Origin of the sequence: Mesorhizobium sp. M1163, assembly GCF_040318415.1 — a bacterium.
Classification (GTDB): Bacteria; Pseudomonadota; Alphaproteobacteria; order Rhizobiales; family Rhizobiaceae; genus Mesorhizobium.
The window spans coordinates 13,494-28,414 of record NZ_JAMYMF010000025.1 but is presented as its reverse complement, the minus strand read 5'-3'; the positions used below and the strand labels follow the sequence as shown (position 1 = coordinate 28,414).

Annotated in this window: 17 protein-coding genes and 1 pseudogene; 5 read left to right on the top strand and 13 right to left on the bottom strand. The window is 59.0% G+C overall.

Annotation, left to right across the window (positions count from 1 at the left end):
• Positions 1 to 149: 149 nt before the first annotated feature.
• Positions 150 to 341 carry a hypothetical protein gene (locus NKH43_RS22550; protein ID WP_023727257.1) on the bottom strand — a complete coding sequence of 64 codons (192 nt, stop codon included), beginning with the start codon at positions 339 to 341 and terminating at the stop codon, positions 150 to 152.
• A gap of 228 nt (positions 342 to 569) precedes the next feature.
• Positions 570 to 1,274 carry an NAD(P)/FAD-dependent oxidoreductase gene (locus NKH43_RS22545; RefSeq protein WP_352859950.1) on the bottom strand — a complete coding sequence of 235 codons (705 nt, stop codon included), beginning with the start codon at positions 1,272 to 1,274 and terminating at the stop codon, positions 570 to 572.
• A gap of 68 nt (positions 1,275 to 1,342) precedes the next feature.
• On the opposite strand from NKH43_RS22545, the gene NKH43_RS22540 reads away from it, so the two are divergent.
• Complete coding sequence (locus tag NKH43_RS22540; RefSeq protein WP_352478724.1) at positions 1,343 to 1,669, top strand: hypothetical protein; 327 nt, start codon at positions 1,343 to 1,345, stop codon at positions 1,667 to 1,669.
• A gap of 207 nt (positions 1,670 to 1,876) precedes the next feature.
• On the opposite strand, the gene NKH43_RS22535 is transcribed toward NKH43_RS22540, so the two are convergent.
• The 6 genes from NKH43_RS22535 to NKH43_RS22510 form a co-directional block, all read right to left on the bottom strand.
• On the bottom strand, positions 1,877 to 3,532 hold the full coding sequence (locus NKH43_RS22535; protein ID WP_352642956.1) for an MFS transporter: 1,656 nt from the start codon (positions 3,530 to 3,532) through the stop codon (positions 1,877 to 1,879).
• Between the two features lie 280 nt (positions 3,533 to 3,812).
• Positions 3,813 to 4,178: a hypothetical protein gene (locus NKH43_RS22530; RefSeq protein ID WP_352478728.1), complete on the bottom strand. Its 366-nt coding sequence runs from the start codon at positions 4,176 to 4,178 to the stop codon at positions 3,813 to 3,815.
• Positions 4,179 to 5,169: 991 nt separating this feature from the next.
• The gene (locus NKH43_RS22525; RefSeq protein ID WP_352478730.1) at positions 5,170 to 6,126 is read right to left on the bottom strand and encodes an ImmA/IrrE family metallo-endopeptidase; all 957 of its coding nucleotides are present in this window, start codon (positions 6,124 to 6,126) and stop codon (positions 5,170 to 5,172) included.
• Positions 6,123 to 6,653: a helix-turn-helix domain-containing protein gene (locus NKH43_RS22520; RefSeq protein WP_023830723.1), complete on the bottom strand. Its 531-nt coding sequence runs from the start codon at positions 6,651 to 6,653 to the stop codon at positions 6,123 to 6,125. Before NKH43_RS22520 ends, NKH43_RS22525 begins: the two co-directional genes overlap by 4 nt.
• Before the next feature lie 15 nt (positions 6,654 to 6,668).
• Positions 6,669 to 7,316: a hypothetical protein gene (locus NKH43_RS22515; protein WP_023697175.1), complete on the bottom strand. Its 648-nt coding sequence runs from the start codon at positions 7,314 to 7,316 to the stop codon at positions 6,669 to 6,671.
• Positions 7,313 to 7,519: a ribbon-helix-helix protein, CopG family gene (locus NKH43_RS22510; RefSeq protein ID WP_010913797.1), complete on the bottom strand. Its 207-nt coding sequence runs from the start codon at positions 7,517 to 7,519 to the stop codon at positions 7,313 to 7,315. The genes NKH43_RS22515 and NKH43_RS22510 overlap by 4 nt, the downstream gene beginning before the upstream one ends.
• A gap of 150 nt (positions 7,520 to 7,669) precedes the next feature.
• Between NKH43_RS22510 and NKH43_RS22505 the strand changes: the two genes are divergently transcribed.
• Genes NKH43_RS22505 through NKH43_RS22495 form a run of 3 tightly spaced genes read left to right on the top strand, consistent with a single transcriptional unit; the run spans position 7,670 to position 9,889 of the window.
• On the top strand, positions 7,670 to 8,326 hold the full coding sequence (locus NKH43_RS22505; protein ID WP_032898264.1) for a multiubiquitin domain-containing protein: 657 nt from the start codon (positions 7,670 to 7,672) through the stop codon (positions 8,324 to 8,326).
• On the top strand, positions 8,301 to 9,488 hold the full coding sequence (locus NKH43_RS22500; RefSeq protein WP_352859948.1) for a ThiF family adenylyltransferase: 1,188 nt from the start codon (positions 8,301 to 8,303) through the stop codon (positions 9,486 to 9,488). Before NKH43_RS22505 ends, NKH43_RS22500 begins: the two co-directional genes overlap by 26 nt.
• Positions 9,488 to 9,889: a ubiquitination-like system serine protease family protein gene (locus NKH43_RS22495; protein ID WP_032898265.1), complete on the top strand. Its 402-nt coding sequence runs from the start codon at positions 9,488 to 9,490 to the stop codon at positions 9,887 to 9,889. The genes NKH43_RS22500 and NKH43_RS22495 overlap by 1 nt, the downstream gene beginning before the upstream one ends.
• Before the next feature lie 465 nt (positions 9,890 to 10,354).
• Here NKH43_RS22495 and NKH43_RS22490 read toward each other — a convergent pair.
• Positions 10,355 to 11,555, bottom strand: a pseudogene (locus tag NKH43_RS22490) (IS256 family transposase).
• Between the two features lie 420 nt (positions 11,556 to 11,975).
• Positions 11,976 to 12,395, bottom strand: a complete 420-nt coding sequence (locus tag NKH43_RS22485; RefSeq protein ID WP_352859947.1) for a hypothetical protein — start codon at positions 12,393 to 12,395, stop codon at positions 11,976 to 11,978.
• A 203-nt stretch (positions 12,396 to 12,598) separates the two neighbouring features.
• Here NKH43_RS22485 and NKH43_RS22480 point away from each other — a divergent pair, with 203 nt between their 5' ends.
• Entirely contained in the window at positions 12,599 to 12,772 is a 174-nt protein-coding gene (locus tag NKH43_RS22480) for a hypothetical protein (RefSeq protein WP_023737084.1), read from the top strand.
• A gap of 21 nt (positions 12,773 to 12,793) precedes the next feature.
• On the opposite strand, the gene NKH43_RS22475 is transcribed toward NKH43_RS22480, so the two are convergent.
• From NKH43_RS22475 to NKH43_RS22465, 3 genes are read right to left on the bottom strand one after another with little or no spacing between them, the layout of a single operon-like run.
• Positions 12,794 to 13,555, bottom strand: coding sequence for a hydroxymethylpyrimidine/phosphomethylpyrimidine kinase (locus NKH43_RS22475; RefSeq protein ID WP_352478774.1), 762 nt, complete (start codon positions 13,553 to 13,555; stop codon positions 12,794 to 12,796).
• On the bottom strand, positions 13,546 to 14,151 hold the full coding sequence (locus NKH43_RS22470; RefSeq protein ID WP_352859945.1) for a thiamine phosphate synthase: 606 nt from the start codon (positions 14,149 to 14,151) through the stop codon (positions 13,546 to 13,548). Before NKH43_RS22470 ends, NKH43_RS22475 begins: the two co-directional genes overlap by 10 nt.
• Positions 14,148 to 14,921: a thiazole synthase gene (locus NKH43_RS22465; RefSeq protein WP_352859944.1), complete on the bottom strand. Its 774-nt coding sequence runs from the start codon at positions 14,919 to 14,921 to the stop codon at positions 14,148 to 14,150. The genes NKH43_RS22470 and NKH43_RS22465 overlap by 4 nt, the downstream gene beginning before the upstream one ends.

Here is a 14,921-nt window from a genome sequence, read left to right as displayed (position 1 = left end):
CCGCCGGCCTACTTGCCACGCCGGCCGGGCGCTGGTCTGGCAAGTGGGCTTTCCGTTTGCCAATGCGTTCGTTCCCGGCCCTCCGGGGCGGCGAGTCCCTGCCGTGAGCGCCTCACCCGCGAGGCTACATGGCGGCCGTGGAGATTACCTCAGCAGCGGCGCCCGATCGGAAACCTTAGCACCTCAGCGCTTTGGCGTGGCTGCTTGAACTCTTCGACGGCAACCGCCTCAATTAGCAGGTCCAAGGCTTCGCGGCCCCTTTGACTCATCGGGTCATCCCCACAAAGGTAGTCATACGCTCGATCTAAATGCACTCGGGCGGCGGAAAAATCGCTTGTCATATCATAGAACCCTCTCTACCCGCCCGCATTGCCGTCTACGAGGTGAAGGTAGTGCAATCGTCAATATATACAGACAAATTTGAATTAAATCGGAGATGATCATGGAGGCCGAGTTCCCTGACCTGATGCCGCCATCGAGCCCGCCGACGACCACTCGCTGGCGCTCGGTCGGTTCATAAGTGCCGAGCACCCCGTCCCGAGACCACCTCTGACCTCCCTCCTTCGATGCTAGACGCGTGGAAGACATGGCTGCGCCGCCGCTGCGAGAAAGGCGTGTCCCATCGCGCGGCGGCTGCATAGTGGGCAGCCAGCGCCGGGAGCTAATCGGCAAAGCCGCGTGTGGCGATTTTGCATAGCGGGCGCAGGCGAATCGCCACGCCCGTCCAGCATGTCCGATGCCGCGTAGGCCGCCAGGATCCCTGAGCGGAGTGCATGCACGATCCCGCGTGATGACAGTGGATCGGCACAGAACAGGCAGTCGCCCGCCGCGACCCAGCGGTCACCGGCGGCGGGATCGATCGTTGCGGTTCCCGCCGCGTTGATCATGCTGGCGGTCTCGATTGCGTTGGGCGGCACGAGCGGCGCGATGGACTGCGTTGCGGCTAAAGCGCGGTACCAATGTCCGGCTTTGCGCAGTTCGCTGCCCAGATCCGGATCGGTGAGGCACGCGCAAGTCGGCGCTGTACCACCAGCCTTCGGGACGCGCCTCGACAACCATGCTGCAATCGCCCGGTGCGCGGTCGAAAAAGCGTGTGTAGGCGGCAAGATGTCCGTGCATGGTGAGCTTGGCGCCGAAACATCGCGCCAGCCTCCAACTGCGACCGGTCGTCCAAACCACGGCGCGGGCAACGATAGCTTCATCGCCAGCTTGAGCAGCCAGCCTTGATCGTCGCGCACTGCCGAACCCACGGCCGAGCCAAACCGCGTGTCCACACCTGCCGCCTTGGCCGCCTGCACATCAGCCGGTCGAATCGCGTCCGGTCGAGCTGCCAGCCGGCACCTTGAGCGGAAAACATGCCGTGCCGCTCGCTGGGAACTTCATTGGCCCACACCGAAACAAGCGCACGATTTTCAACGAAGCCGGCCTCGGCGAACGGCGTCCAGACACCAAGCTGACGCAGCAGCCCATTCGCTACTGCCGGCAGCACCTCTCCCGGCTTTGGCCGATCATGCCTTCCTGCTTCCAGCAACAGCACGCTCCGCGCGGGTGCATCGTTGCCAACGCCAGTCCGGATGTGGTCGCCGCCGAACGTGATCGTCTCAGCGAGCTGGCGGGACAAAATGCCAACCTCAAGATAGCATTGGCCCGGATCAGCGAGGCGGACTAGGAAGACTTTAAATTCAAAAGGTGACACGCGGCAATAGTCGCGTGCCGCTGTAGCCCCAGGCTCCGCTTCACCGTGGGGACCGATCGGTCGCACTCTCAGCCTGGGGTTCTTCTCTGCCACCCATCATCGAATTTTGGTGGATTGTCCGTCTCCCGCACCGGTTTGAGCGCGATAGACAAGAATCGCGTTTTCTGTGCCGGCCGGGCTTCAATGACGGGGATGGCGAAAAGCTGAGTGCTCGGGCTTGCGGGCCGAGCTTGTCGGTCGCTCGATGGAAAGTGTCATCTGAGGCGCTTCCTCTCCCGCGTGCAACTGGAAGACACGCTCGTCCAGTTCCTTGTCCACTTCCGTCAGACGATGATTGAGGCGAAGGTAGTCCGTCCAGGTCGGCGTGCGGAACGTTTCCGTCCAATGCATAGGCTTCTGCAAGTTCCGCTGGAGCGTCCAATTCCGAGCACCGACCCGGCTGTGTACATGACGCCGCTGCCGCATGAGGTCGAGGAAAGCCTCGAGATTTCTCTCGGCTATCAGATATTCGACCTTGACCACGATCGGGCCGCTTCTCGGCTTCAGATTGAGAGCGACAGCCGGGGCATCGAATTCCTCCAGAGGATCGGGCTCTGAGTCGCGGCGCTCGCGAAGAGGAAACAGAACGCCGGCTGCAGCGACGAACATCAGGGAGGCAGCGGAACCCTCCAGCGCCAGGGCCAGCGAATGGTTTTCGGCCACCGTGCCCCACACCCAGCTGCCGAGCGCGATGCCACCATCTATCAAAGCATAGTAGATCGAGATGGTGCGCCCCACGACCCAGCGCGGGCTTGCCAGCTGCACGCTCACACCGACCCCTGACCAGGCGGTGACCCAACCCGCGCCGCCCAAAGCGAGTGCAATTGCCGCCACCCCGATCGAAGTTGTCAGTGCCAGGGAAAGTGAGCACGCCGCGCAGGCGACGCAGGAGAGCCTCATCAGCCGCTCCTGCGACAAGCTCCGTCTGAACAGGCTGTTGGAGAGGCCAGCGAAGACGGCTCCGGTCCCGAAGCCGGCCATGAGCGCGCCATAGGCGAGCGGGCCTCCTCCCAGCTGATCGCGGACAACCACCGGCAGCAGCGCGAGTATGGCGATGCTCGCCAAGCCAAAGAGGGTTCCGCGCGCGATCGCGGCCTTGATTTCCGATGACATCGCCGTGAAGCGCAGCCCGTCATAGATCGCCGTCCTCATCGACTCGCGTGGAAGAGGGGAAGAACGAACCTTCCACTTGCAGCGCCAAATAGTGGCCAAGGGTACGAAATAGGTGAGCGTGGTCACCGCGAATGCCGCCATAAGGCCAAACGAGGCAACTACAATGCCGCCGAGCGCCGGGCCCACAGTCCGGACGGTATTGAATCCGACAGAAAGCAGGGTGACGGCAGCGGGAACATCTCGTCGATCCACAATATCGCCAACCGACGCTTGCCAGGCCGGATCATTGAGAGCACCGCCGCTTGCGATCAAGAAGCTGAAGCCGAGGATCATCCACGGACTGACAAAGCCCAGCGCCACCGATGCGGTCAGCATCGCGGAGGCAGTCACCATAAGGCACCGACCGGCGAACATCACCCTGCGCCGGCTGAAATTGTCGGCGAGAGCCCCGGCGAAGACAGACAAGACGAAGGCGGGCAGGTTCGATGAAGCCTGAACCAACGCAACCATCAGATCGGAAGTCGAGATCGTTGCCATCAGCCAGCTGATGGCGACAGTCTGCATCAACCAGCCGAGGCTTGAAACCTGCGTGGCGAGCCAGATCGAGCGAAAGGTGGGCTGCAGAAGTGGCCCAAAGGTCGTTGGTGCAGCCAAATCTTCGTTTGATCCAGCCACCCTACTCATTTTGCGATCCTTTGCTTTCCGTTATTGTCGCTTCCCATGTAATCTAGGCTGAACCGTGGCGGCTGGAAGAATAGATAGACCCATTTGTCTCCGACGATGTGGCCACAGTTCCTCCAGTGGTCTGGCGGCCGAGACGCAGAAATGGGCCGGCTCACTCGCCTTCGACGACATGTTGGTGTGCCGGAATTCACATGTCATTTGAGGCATCAAGCTCGTTCGACGCGCTGCCGAGCGATTTTTCGCGAAACGTTACCCTGTTCTTTTGTTGGAAACTCACTTATCAGCGGCGTTCGATGCTGAGTGTGGCTTCCAAAAAGTGAGGACGCTTGCAGATCTTTGACTGATAGATGCAGACGATTGCCAGGCCGCGATCGAAGACGCGCGCGCCCTGCTCCTTCAGTTCGGACAAAAGTCTGATGCGCTCACACATGCGATCGACGAGTTTCTGCTCGACCTGATGACATTGGCTTTCATCGTTGAATGTTACGGACGCGGCTCTGAACTTTTGGCGCCAACGCTTGCCCGTAGAAGGCTGGCGAAGGTCAGACCGTTGTCGGGAGGGGTCGGCCGGGCAGAACGGGTTCCAAAGCCTGATGGCTGAACAGGCGATCGAGCCGCGTTCCATTAACGACGTGGCGACCGCCAAAAAAAAGGGCCATCGGAACACCGAGGCCCTTTAGGTGTAAAGTCAAAACCTTCAGAGAGGAACAGCTGATACGATGGAATGGGAGGGAACCATCGCGTGCATCAGCTGTAAGCTTAAGGGCTAAAAGTTGTGCAATGCGCAAACACATTTTGCAATGCAGCTATGCAGTAACGCAAAGCCTCAAGTTGCAGGATCGAGTTTGGAAATGTTTGCTGCTCGTACGGTGATGGGCGAGATCCTTAAGCGTATGTACGGCGGCATGATGGACGCTTGCAAGCATCCAGACAAGATTATCGCGAAGCTAAAATAAGAGGTTCGATCCAATCGGTGATGCTCAATACCCGCGCCATTCTGGTTCAGCCGGGCGTTACATCGCCTCGCCAAGTTGAGGATGTATTGGTCGCGAGCAGCCGCGCGCCAATTTGGAACCCACGACCATATGCAACGATTGGGCACTGTCCGAAGAAGGCCGAGAACGGTTGAAAGTGCGCTAGATCGAGATATTCTGAATTGGAACGGGGGCCTGGTTCATCGCCAAAGCGAGACATGGATGAAAAGCAGATCGGCCCAACGCCTGATCCAACCATTGCAACGGAAGTCCCCTGGTCGGAAAGCCTAACCGCATATGATGACAAGCATACGTTTGGCCGCTGCAGCAACCTACCTTACTGGCTGATGTATTTCGGACCGTGGTGGATGACGGGGGCTGTCCAAGGAAGAGCTTCGGCACGATCTGCCGTTGTTCGCTCATGATGTTGAGAGCTTGGCTGCACTTCCTCCGGGCTGGCTCTCGCAAGAGCCTGCTCGCGTCGTGAAGCTGAAGCTCGTGGCGCCGACCCGCGGTGAGGGGCCGTCCGGCCAGCTCGGCGAGCTCATACCAATGTCGCGCCGACAATAAGCGACGTCCGCCAAGAAATATGCCGCAAGCGAAACAGCGGTGGTGTGCTTACATATGGGGCAAGCTGCCGTTGAGATAACCGTCTGCCTGTGCCTAGGCTGCCCTATAGCCGACAGGGAAAATGCGCTGGTGTTTCTTCTTGTAGATGCAGTAAGTGAGCAGATCGTAGGTGTTTGAGAAGCTGTGCAACCAGAATACATGGGGTTCGCCGTTCGCATCATAAAAGATGCTTTCGCCTTCGCCTACTGGACCCCGTTTGCGGTTCGTTGCGTGATCGCAGATCGCGGAATAGGCAACTGTGGTGGTGATTCCGGGAAAGTGCTCAGCTAAAGCTTTCGATCTTGGAAAATACGCTACATTGTCATTCCCCGCCTTCTCGCAAATATCTCTGTGATACGGATGCCGACTGACAACGCCGAAGGCAGGAAACTCCGGGTCGCGTTCACAAACCATTTGCCAAAGTGTTGTTGTAAGTGTGTTCCCATAGCGCTTGCGAAGCTGCTCGATACTCTTCCATTCCAATGAGCAGTCCAGCGCTTCCGGTCGAAACCTTCCTCCGAGAAACAAGAGATGGCGTCCGCCATAGTTAGCTTCTGCTTCCATTGCCTGATGGAATGTTGGGTTCAGCGTGAACTCGTTGTCGCCCAGAAGCAGGGAGCGATGCCACGGTAGAAGGTCATGTGTAATTTCATGTGCGATGAGGAAGCGTCGCTTTAGCTCGGCTACCTCGTCATCGATGAAGATTCTTTTGTCGCCTTCCTTCAACATTAGGATACCACGAAGGCCATATTGCTGGACTACATCGACCATGCGCTTAGCCGTGCTGGTGATCTCGTTCCCAGCCATTCGCGCCCTGTGGGCGATCTCATCTAATAGGCTCAAGTTCGCCTTGCTATAATAGGTAAGGTCAAGCTTTTGCAGCGCGCGCACCTGCTCGAGCCTTAATGGGGGCTCTGGATTGCCGAGATCACGTAGCAAACGTGATATGTGCTCATGGATATCTCGGCGCTCAAAGTTCCCGATTATCGGCTCAATCGCAGACATGGTCATCCATTCTTCTTATCGATTGACGCCAGTACCTTAACGAAATCGTTGAGGTCGCGCCTTTCAGCCTGGCTTAGTTTCGATAGGTCGTCTGAACTCGCAGCAAAACGATGCACCGCTTCGGTGAGATTGTCATTCTGCGCGGACGCCGCCGCAGTCAGCAGTCCTACAGCACGTGCTGAAACCCCAATAAACTCGGCTAGCTGATGAACGGTACGCGGGCCTGGAACATAGTTGGGATCCTTCTCCACCTGCTCCAATTCCGCCGCATCAACACGAATTTTGGCAGCCAACTGCGCAATGCTTAAACCGTCCTTGCGTCGAAGCTGATGCACCAACTTAAACAACACAGCAGATTTCTGTTCGGGGGCAGCCGAATTAGGCTGCCCCGCAGTTGCTTGATGACGAGACTTCTCCTGCATAAGACGCTCAAGCGGAGCTGCGTCGCGGAGCGGGAGCCCCACGTCGCAATCGACATCCGGATCATGTTCGATATGGCTGCGCAGCCAATCGGCAGTGAAATGTAATTTCATGGTCGACTCCTCTTGTTAGTGTTGCACGGATAGGAAAGTCGCAGCATCCCTGCTGGAAAGCTCGAAGTATCTAAGTCCTTTATGTACTCCTTCGCTATCCGTTCCGAAATCCGTCATTCCGATCGCATCCCGGTAGAAAACTTCTGCGCCACGAAGTGAATGCAGACCAATTCGGCCACCAAATTCCTCTTCTAGGCTCAAGCTGACGGCCGTACCGATGAGCACACGGCCCGCGCCCTTGTAAGTTGGGTCAGCAACCAACTTTGGTCGGTTCCATGGAGCCGTCGCCAAAAACTCCACGTAGATCAGCGGCGCTCGCTGATGCTCGGGGTGGCGACTGAAGCAATCCTGACCGCCTTTGCGCGTCATCATGATGGCTTGGGTACTGCCACCACATTCAAGCACGAAGAAATCGAACAGGAAGGGGTCGTTCAGCGCAACCAGCGCCTTCTTGCCCCATTCCCAATGGGCGTCTTCAGCATTGACCTCTGCTAACGTCTGAAGGGAAGCCTTAGCCTCCCTCCGACGCAACTCAAAAAGAGGTCGCCAGCGTCCTTCGATATGCGCGAGATTCGTGCTGTCCAAGCCATGATACAGGTGTGCATCTTCGTACAGGCCTGTGGCACGATTTTTGAGAAAGACTCGATCGATCAGCCCTTTCATAGAACCATAAGCTCTACTTTTTCTGATTTATCCGCGCTTTCGACGAACACCTTTTCGCCCCGCGCCAGTCGATCATCGACTGATTTGTAGAGCCGCAGCGCTTGGCGAACGAGTGCGGTTTTAGACAATCCTTTTTCTTCACACATGGTTTCAAGGACGCTCATTTCTGCGTCCGACAAATTAAGCGTCATCGTACGCTTCACAGGCGCTTCTCCCTAACCAGCACTCTCCATGTAGCTATAAAGTCCATACCTGTCAATCAAAAAACAATCATTAATTAGCCAATTAATAGCTAGACATTGGCTAAAAACTCCATATATGATTTGTGCAGAATGCGAAACAAGGAGGGTTCAATGCCTGACGTAACGAACTTTACATATAAGCTGGATGGTCGCGTGATCGCCACCAATGACGCCATAATCTCAGGTCGCGAGGTCCGCACCATCGGCGGGCTCAATCCAGCTAGCGGTTATATTCTCATCCAGATTGCGGACGGGTCGACGCGTTCGATCGGGCTTGAGGAGCCGACCGACCTGCGACAGATGCCGCAGCCTGAGTTCCTTTCATTCGAAGGTGATCGGACCTTCTCCCTCACCGTCAACGAGCGCGGCTGGGAATGGGGGGCGGCCAAACTCTCCGCAGCTGACATCTACCGTTACGCCAGCATCGATGAGGAACTCGAGCTAATCCTGGACAGCGCCGGCGACGCGGTCATTCCCGCTGATGGCGAGGTGACTCTGGGCGGACAGGGAGTCGAGCGCATCCGCAGCCGCGAAGCGAAGACGGTGGTCATCAAAGTCAACGGGCGACCGCGTACGGTGCCCAAGAAAAAGCTCAGCTATCGTGAGGTTGCACTTCTCGCCTACCCTGACGCCGACTTCGAGAAATTCAAGTACACGATAACTTACCTGAAAGGTGTACACGGCGCGGAAGGTGATCTGGTGGAGGGCGAAAAGATCGAAGTCAAGAATGGGATGGTCTTCAATGTCCGCCGATCTGATAAGTCGTGATCCACATCTGAAGCAACTGCTGGACGAGGGGTTTGAGCTTGAGATGCGCGACCTCGTCCTCCTCGTTCACAGCGTGCCCTATGTGAAGCGGGACATGTCGCTTGGTCGAGGCACACTTGTCTGCACTCTGTCGCTGGATACGGAAGGCCTGACCTCGACTCCACTGACGGACCACACCATGTGGTTCGCCGGCGAGACGCCTTGCCATCGCGATGGCACGCCAATGACAAATATCATCCATAATAGTCAGGAAGCGACTGTGGGGTCGGACATCAAGGTCCACCATTATTTCTCGTCGAAGCCAGAAGGCACCGGCCAGTATGCCAACATTTACGACAAGGTTGTCACCTATGAGTCTCACCTCGGTGCTGCTGCGCGGTCTCACGACAAGACCGCCAACGCGCGTACAGGCGTCACGTTGGCCAGTGCGGAGGACGATAGTCCCTTCGCGATTCCCGATTCTGCGTCAGTCCGCTACGGAATCCTCGCCGCCAACTGCAAACTCAGGGGCAGCATCGCGATCATCGGCCTCGGCGGAACCGGTGCCTATCTGCTCGACCTCGCCGCCAAGACCCGTGTTGCCGAGATCCACATCTACGATGACGACCAGCTTCTCAACCACAATCTTTTCCGTTCGCCTGGTGCTCCCGAACTGGTGCTAGCGAAGAATTTCCCCCGCAAGGTAGATTATTACGCTGCGCTCTACGCGCGCATGCACAAGGGCGTGAAGCCGCACACCACTCGAGTGACGGCTGACAACATTGACGAATTTTCAGCCTATGACTTCGTATTTGTCTGCGTTGATAAGGGATCGTCGCGGCGCGTGATTGCCGAAGGGCTGGTTCGCCTGGGCATTGCATTCGTCGACACTGGCATAGGTATAGGGCTGGACGACAACACGCTCGACGGTTGCGCAAGGGCAACGTTTATTGCCCCTGGCATGCCGTGGGCGGAAGTGGCTACCCATCTGTCGTTCGGTGACGACGACGAAGAGGCCGATGTGTACGGAACCGAAATCCAGATCGCCGAACTCAATTCTTTGAACGCGATTATGGCGGTCATGCGCTGGAAACGCTGGCTGACCTTCTATCGTGATGAGCGCAACGAAAGGAACGCGACATACATGATCGAGGGCAACAATATCACAAACCGGGTGACATGATGGCTCGGGTGGATTGTCTTACAACGGTCTTCGTCGAAGACATTCCGGAACAACTGGAAGACGGTGTCCTTTACGTGTCGCGCGAATGCCACGTCGCGCTGCATAATTGCGCGTGTGGGTGCGGCGAGGAGGTTTCAACACCGCTCGTTCCGACTGAATATGACCTCATTATGGAAGACGAGGGAGCCTCGATATGGCCGTCGATCGGCAATCACGACTTCCCTTGTGGCTCGCACTACATCATTAAAAGCGGCCGCATCCAATGGGCCGGCAAGATGTCTCGCGCGCAGATCGAAGCGGGCCGCGTCCATGACCGTCTGCTCAAGCGCGGCGCCCAGCCGAAGGGGCTCAGGGCCATCGTCGCATGGTTCAAGCGCCTGTGGATCAAGTTCATTGGCTAATCAACGTTTGCCATGGGGTCGGCCGCAATTTGCGGTCGGGCTGGCGCCGACACGGCTGTCCTCCGATTGGCTCCAAGTAGGTCTAGGAAGCCGGTAGTCGTTGATGTTGCAAATCTGAATGAAGGGCAGGTTTCAGGGAAACGGTTACCTGGCGGCGTTGTCCAAATGAGGCGCGAAGCCCGATCTTTCATCCAGGAGCACCCGGACAACGCCGAAACTCGCTCGTCAGGGCCGGAGATCGCTTCGTTTTCTGTGAAGTCGGTCGATTAGGGATTCATTTTGGTCGGTACCCATCCAATTCTGAATGAATCGAATTTGGCGGTCTGACCGGCCGAACAGATAGGTGTCTGCTGACCCAACGATGTGTTCGTTTATTGGCCTAATGCCAAACCCAGAGATCGTGTCCCGCGGCGTGGTGTAGGTGGCGGCATTAGTCGCCGTGCTCTCCGGCATGGGCCGGGCTGATCAGCGCGCCACGGCTGGCAGGCTGATCAGGGGATCATCGCTCATCTGGCTGATCGTTTCCAGAGTCATATTATCTGGCCCGCTGCACTGCCCATTCATCGTTCTGTTCGAGCAGGATTGCGCCGACGAGGCGCACGACCGCATCGTCGTTCGGGAAGATTCCGACGACCTCGGTGCGCCGCTTGATCTCGCCGTTGAGACGTTCGATCGGATTCGTCGAGTGGAGCTTGGCGCGATGTTCCTTGGGGAAGGTCATGTAGGCCAGCACGTCGGGCTCGGCGTCGTCCATGATTGTCGCCAGCTTCGGCACCTTCGGCCGGATCTGGTCGGCGACGGCGCGCCATTGTACGGACGCGGCCTCGGGCGTTTCCTGGGCGAAAGCGGTGGCGATGAAGGCTGAGACGACCCTGCGGCCGCTCTTGCCGGCATGGGCCAGCACGTTCCTCATGAAGTGGACGCGGCACCTCTGCCATGTCGCGCACAGCACCTTGGTGACGGCCGCCTTGAGGCCTTCGTGAGCATCGGAGACGACGAGCTTGACGCCGCGCAGGCCGCGACGTGTCAGCTTGCGCAGGAACTCTGTCCAGATCGGCTCGGCCTCCGAGGTGCCAATCTCCATGCCCAGTACCTCGCGCCGGCCGTCCGCGTTGACGCCGACGGCGATGATAACGGCGACCGAGACGATCCGCCCACCGCGGCGGACCTTCAGGTAAGTGGCGTCGATCCACAGGTATGGCCAATCGCCCTCGATCGGCCGCTCGAGGAAGGCCTTCACCTTCCCGTCGATCTCCTCGCACAGCCGCGAGACCTGGCTCTTGGATATGCCGCTCATACCCATGGCCTTGACCAGGTCGTCAACCGACCGGGTCGAGATGCCTTGCACATAAGCTTCCTGGATAACGGCGGTTAGCGCCTTCTCGGCCATGCGGCGCGGTTCGAGGAAACCTGGGAAGTAGCTTCCCTTCCTGAGCTTCGGGATGCGCAGCTCGACCGTGCCGGCCCGCGTCTCCCAGTCCCGGTCGCGGTAGCCATTGCGCTGGGCGAGCCGCAGCGGGTTCTTCTCGCCATAGCGGGCGCCGGTGGCCGCGCCCACCTCCATTTCCATCAGTCGCTCGGCGGCAAAGCCGATCATCTCCCGCAGCAGATCGGCATCCGGGGTATTCTCCACGAGCGTGCGCAGGTTCATCATGTCGTCGGTCATCGGTGGTCCTTCCGAAATGGGTTGGCGTCAACAACCAAACCCTACCGGAAAGCGCCGATGACCACCCACACGCCGCTCGCTCGCTACAGCGCTACTAACGGCGCGCTCGTGAGCGGCTTCGCTACCGCCGAGCTACACCACCTGATGGGACACGACCAACCCAGACGCTGCCGCGCGCGGGATCATGTCTGTACCGCAATGCGGGCAAGAGCCCCCGAAACCCGCTTGCGGGCGGAATCTTCGCCCATCGACCAATGCGTTACGCATGGCACCTTTCCCGGCAATGCAGATATGTGGCAGAATTTATGGCCGGGAGCGGGAGCGAAGATATATGCGAGGGTAAAACCTTGGCATGCTTATCGTTGGGCGCGATCACTGAGAATGGCCTTTTCAAACCAATCAGGAACCTGTTGCTGCCACCTACGGCATTGCCGGGACGTCGCGCCAGAACGCGACAATCGCGTCTGAGAACGTCTGGAACTGGTCATCGCTCACCTTGAGGTGCGTGTGGTTCAGCAGTTTCTCTGACCACGGCGGCCGAGTGCCTTTGAGCGGATCGTCTAGATACTCGGAGCAGGTTTTCTTCAGGTCATCCAGCGATTTTCCGGCGCCGTGCTTGTAGACGTTGACCACCAACCGGCACGCATCGAGCGTCTTGAAGCAGTCCGTGCTTCGGACTTTCCAGCCGAAACTTTCCAGGAGGTTTGCAATCTTGGCGAAATCCGCTGACCAGACCTTCGCAGCTGCCGTATCCCCTCGATGCCAGTGTCGTAATTCGCGGACCAGCCAGTCCCGCAGCTGTTTGTCCCACTCGTGGAACATCCCTGCGGTGACACTCAACCGGGTTTGGTCGCGTATGCCGCTCAGGAGCTGGTAGAACTCAACGCCGGCGTCGCGAGCAGCCTCGTAGAAATCCCCGGAATCGTCTCAAACCGGCCTTTGCTTTGCTCCAGCACTGCGGGGCCAGATCCGGCGGCCCCCGCCGCGCTGAAATGCCTCGCTCCTGCGGCCTCACACTCGCCAGGAGGCACAAGTGCATCCCCATGCCTGACTGGCAGTGCGCTTCGCCGCAGGAAGAGTCCCGTTACTTTCCCGGCCTGGCAGGGCAGCTTGTCTCGGCGCCGCTGAATTCCGATCTGCAAAGCGGCCTCATCCCGTCACGCCCTGTGAAAAAAGGGCAGGAGGGCTACGGCTTCCATTTCAGCGTCAGCCGCTGAACGCTTGAGCCGGCTCTACGGCTATTCGGCTGGGGTTTTCCGAAGCTTTTCTAACACAAAGAGCTTGCCCTGGCGCACGGCGTACTCGATTGATTGCGCCTTCGCCAGATGTGCCGCAATCGAGCTGGCCAGCATGCAGCCCGTCCCGCGCATCGATGCGGCAAGGCGCGGCGTGTCAAAGCGGACTGGTTCGTGATCGGGGCGCAACAGAATATCGGTTGATTGCGGTCCCGATGCATGGCCGCCCTTGATCAGCAGAGCCCGCGCGCCGGCTGCCAGCAATTCTTGGCCTTGCCACACTACGCCGTCCTCATCCACTGCCCGCTCCGAGCCAACAAGGAGTGCCAGCTCGAAGAGATTGGGGGTGACCAGACGGCAAAATGGCATCAGATCGCATTTCAGGGCGGCGATGGCGCCGGCTTCCAGGAGCGCCCGGCCTGACGTCGACGCCAGCACCGGGTCGAGCACTGCCGGCACCTGCGGATTTTCGCGCAGCACTCCGGCAACCGCAATGACGATCTCCACCGTGGCGAGCATCCCGATCTTGATGGCCGCCACTTTGTTGGCCTGCAACCCCGCACGCATCTGACCGGCCACCAGACCGGGTTGCATAGAGTGGATTTCCATGACCGCATGGTGCGTCTGCACCGTTAGCGCGGTGACAGCAAGGCAGGTGCGCACGCCAATGGAAGAGATCGTCTCGATATCGCGTGCAATTCCAGCCCCACCGCTGGAGTCCGATCCCCCGACCACGAGCACATGCGGTTCTCGCCCTAGCGCCATGGCTTTGTCTTTTCGATCCATTGCCGCGTGCGCGCTTCGGGATCGGCATTCAACGTGATGTCGGTGACCACTGCCGCGCTGTCTGCGCCAACCTCGAAAACGCCGTCGAGCCGGTCGGGGTTGAGGCCGCCAATGGAGACCAACGGGATCGGCGCGACCCGGCGCTTCCATTCGCCGATCCGTTCGAGCCCTTGCGGCGCCCACTTCATCTTCTTCAGGATGGTGGGATAGATGGGGCCGAGCGCGATATAGTCGGGCTCGGCAGCGATGGCCGTTTCCAGTTCGAGATGATCGTGCGTGCTGAGCCCGAGCTTCAATCCGGCGTACTTAATCGCCAGCAGGTCGGCCGCGGCCAAATCCTCTTGGCCGAGATGGACAAAGTCGCAGCCTTCCTCAATTGCGAGCCGCCAATAGTCGTTGACGATCAGTTGGCAACCATGGACCGCGCAGACGCCGTTCGCGCGGCGGATTTCCGTCCGCAGCGTGGCCTCGTCCCTATCCTTGATGCGCAACTGAACCATCTTAACGCCAAGCGGCACCAGCCGTTCGATCCAGGCGGCGCTGTCGAGGATCAGGTAGAAGGGATCGAGCCTCATGAAAAAACCCCCCTGCCAATTGTCGGCGTCGACGGCACGGCGACGTCGCGCGGTTCGAGCATCCCGGAGCTGAAAGCTTCACGACCGGCCTCGACCGCCTTGCCGAACGCGCGCGCCATGCCGACCGGATCGGCCGCCCTGGCGACCGCGGTGTTCAGGAGTACGGCGTCAAAGCCGAGCTCCATGACGGTTGCCGCGTGCGACGGCCGTCCGAGCCCCGCATCCACGATCAGCGGAACATCAGGGAAATGTCCGCGCATCGAGCGCAGCGCCGTGATGTTGATCGGTCCGAGAGCGGAACCGATCGGCGCGCACCACGGCATCAAGACCTTGCAGCCCGCCGCAAGCAGCCGATCGGCAACGACAAGGTCGTCGGTGGTATAGGGGAATACAGCAAAACCGTCCTCGCACAGGATGCGGGCGGCTTCGACCAGACCAAACACATCCGGCTGCAGGGTGTCGTGGTTGCCGATCACTTCGAGCTTGACCCAGTTCGTACCGAAGACTTCGCGCGCCATTTTCACGGTCGTGACCGCTTCCTTGACGGAGTGACAGCCAGCAGTGTTGGGCAGGATTCTGACGCCGAGCGAGCGGATCAGTGACCAGAATTTTTCGCCAGCCCTGCCGCCTGCCATCTCGCGGCGCAGCGAGACGGTCACCACCGAGGTTCCCGACGCCTTGACCGCCTCGGCAAGGATGGCCGGCGAAGGATATTGAGCGGTACCGAGAAGCAGGCGCGACGGAAGCTCGGTTCCATAAAGCTCTAACAT

What these genes read in the sequence shown, in the direction of transcription:
- NKH43_RS22550 (WP_023727257.1), bottom strand. Translation starts at nt 341, where the DNA reads ATGACAAGCGATTTTTCCGCCGCCCGAGTGCATTTAGATCGAGCGTAT.
- NKH43_RS22470 (WP_352859945.1), bottom strand. Translation starts at nt 14,151, where the DNA reads ATGAGGCTCGATCCCTTCTACCTGATCCTCGACAGCGCCGCCTGGATC.
- NKH43_RS22535 (WP_352642956.1), bottom strand. Translation starts at nt 3,532, where the DNA reads ATGAGTAGGGTGGCTGGATCAAACGAAGATTTGGCTGCACCAACGACC.
- NKH43_RS22520 (WP_023830723.1), bottom strand. Translation starts at nt 6,653, where the DNA reads ATGAAATTACATTTCACTGCCGATTGGCTGCGCAGCCATATCGAACAT.
- NKH43_RS22505 (WP_032898264.1), top strand. Translation starts at nt 7,670, where the DNA reads ATGCCTGACGTAACGAACTTTACATATAAGCTGGATGGTCGCGTGATC.
- NKH43_RS22515 (WP_023697175.1), bottom strand. Translation starts at nt 7,316, where the DNA reads ATGAAAGGGCTGATCGATCGAGTCTTTCTCAAAAATCGTGCCACAGGC.
- NKH43_RS22525 (WP_352478730.1), bottom strand. Translation starts at nt 6,126, where the DNA reads ATGACCATGTCTGCGATTGAGCCGATAATCGGGAACTTTGAGCGCCGA.
- NKH43_RS22480 (WP_023737084.1), top strand. Translation starts at nt 12,599, where the DNA reads ATGCCTGACTGGCAGTGCGCTTCGCCGCAGGAAGAGTCCCGTTACTTT.
- NKH43_RS22475 (WP_352478774.1), bottom strand. Translation starts at nt 13,555, where the DNA reads ATGGCGCTAGGGCGAGAACCGCATGTGCTCGTGGTCGGGGGATCGGAC.
- NKH43_RS22495 (WP_032898265.1), top strand. Translation starts at nt 9,488, where the DNA reads ATGGCTCGGGTGGATTGTCTTACAACGGTCTTCGTCGAAGACATTCCG.
- NKH43_RS22500 (WP_352859948.1), top strand. Translation starts at nt 8,301, where the DNA reads ATGTCCGCCGATCTGATAAGTCGTGATCCACATCTGAAGCAACTGCTG.
- NKH43_RS22465 (WP_352859944.1), bottom strand. Translation starts at nt 14,921, where the DNA reads ATGTTAGAGCTTTATGGAACCGAGCTTCCGTCGCGCCTGCTTCTCGGT.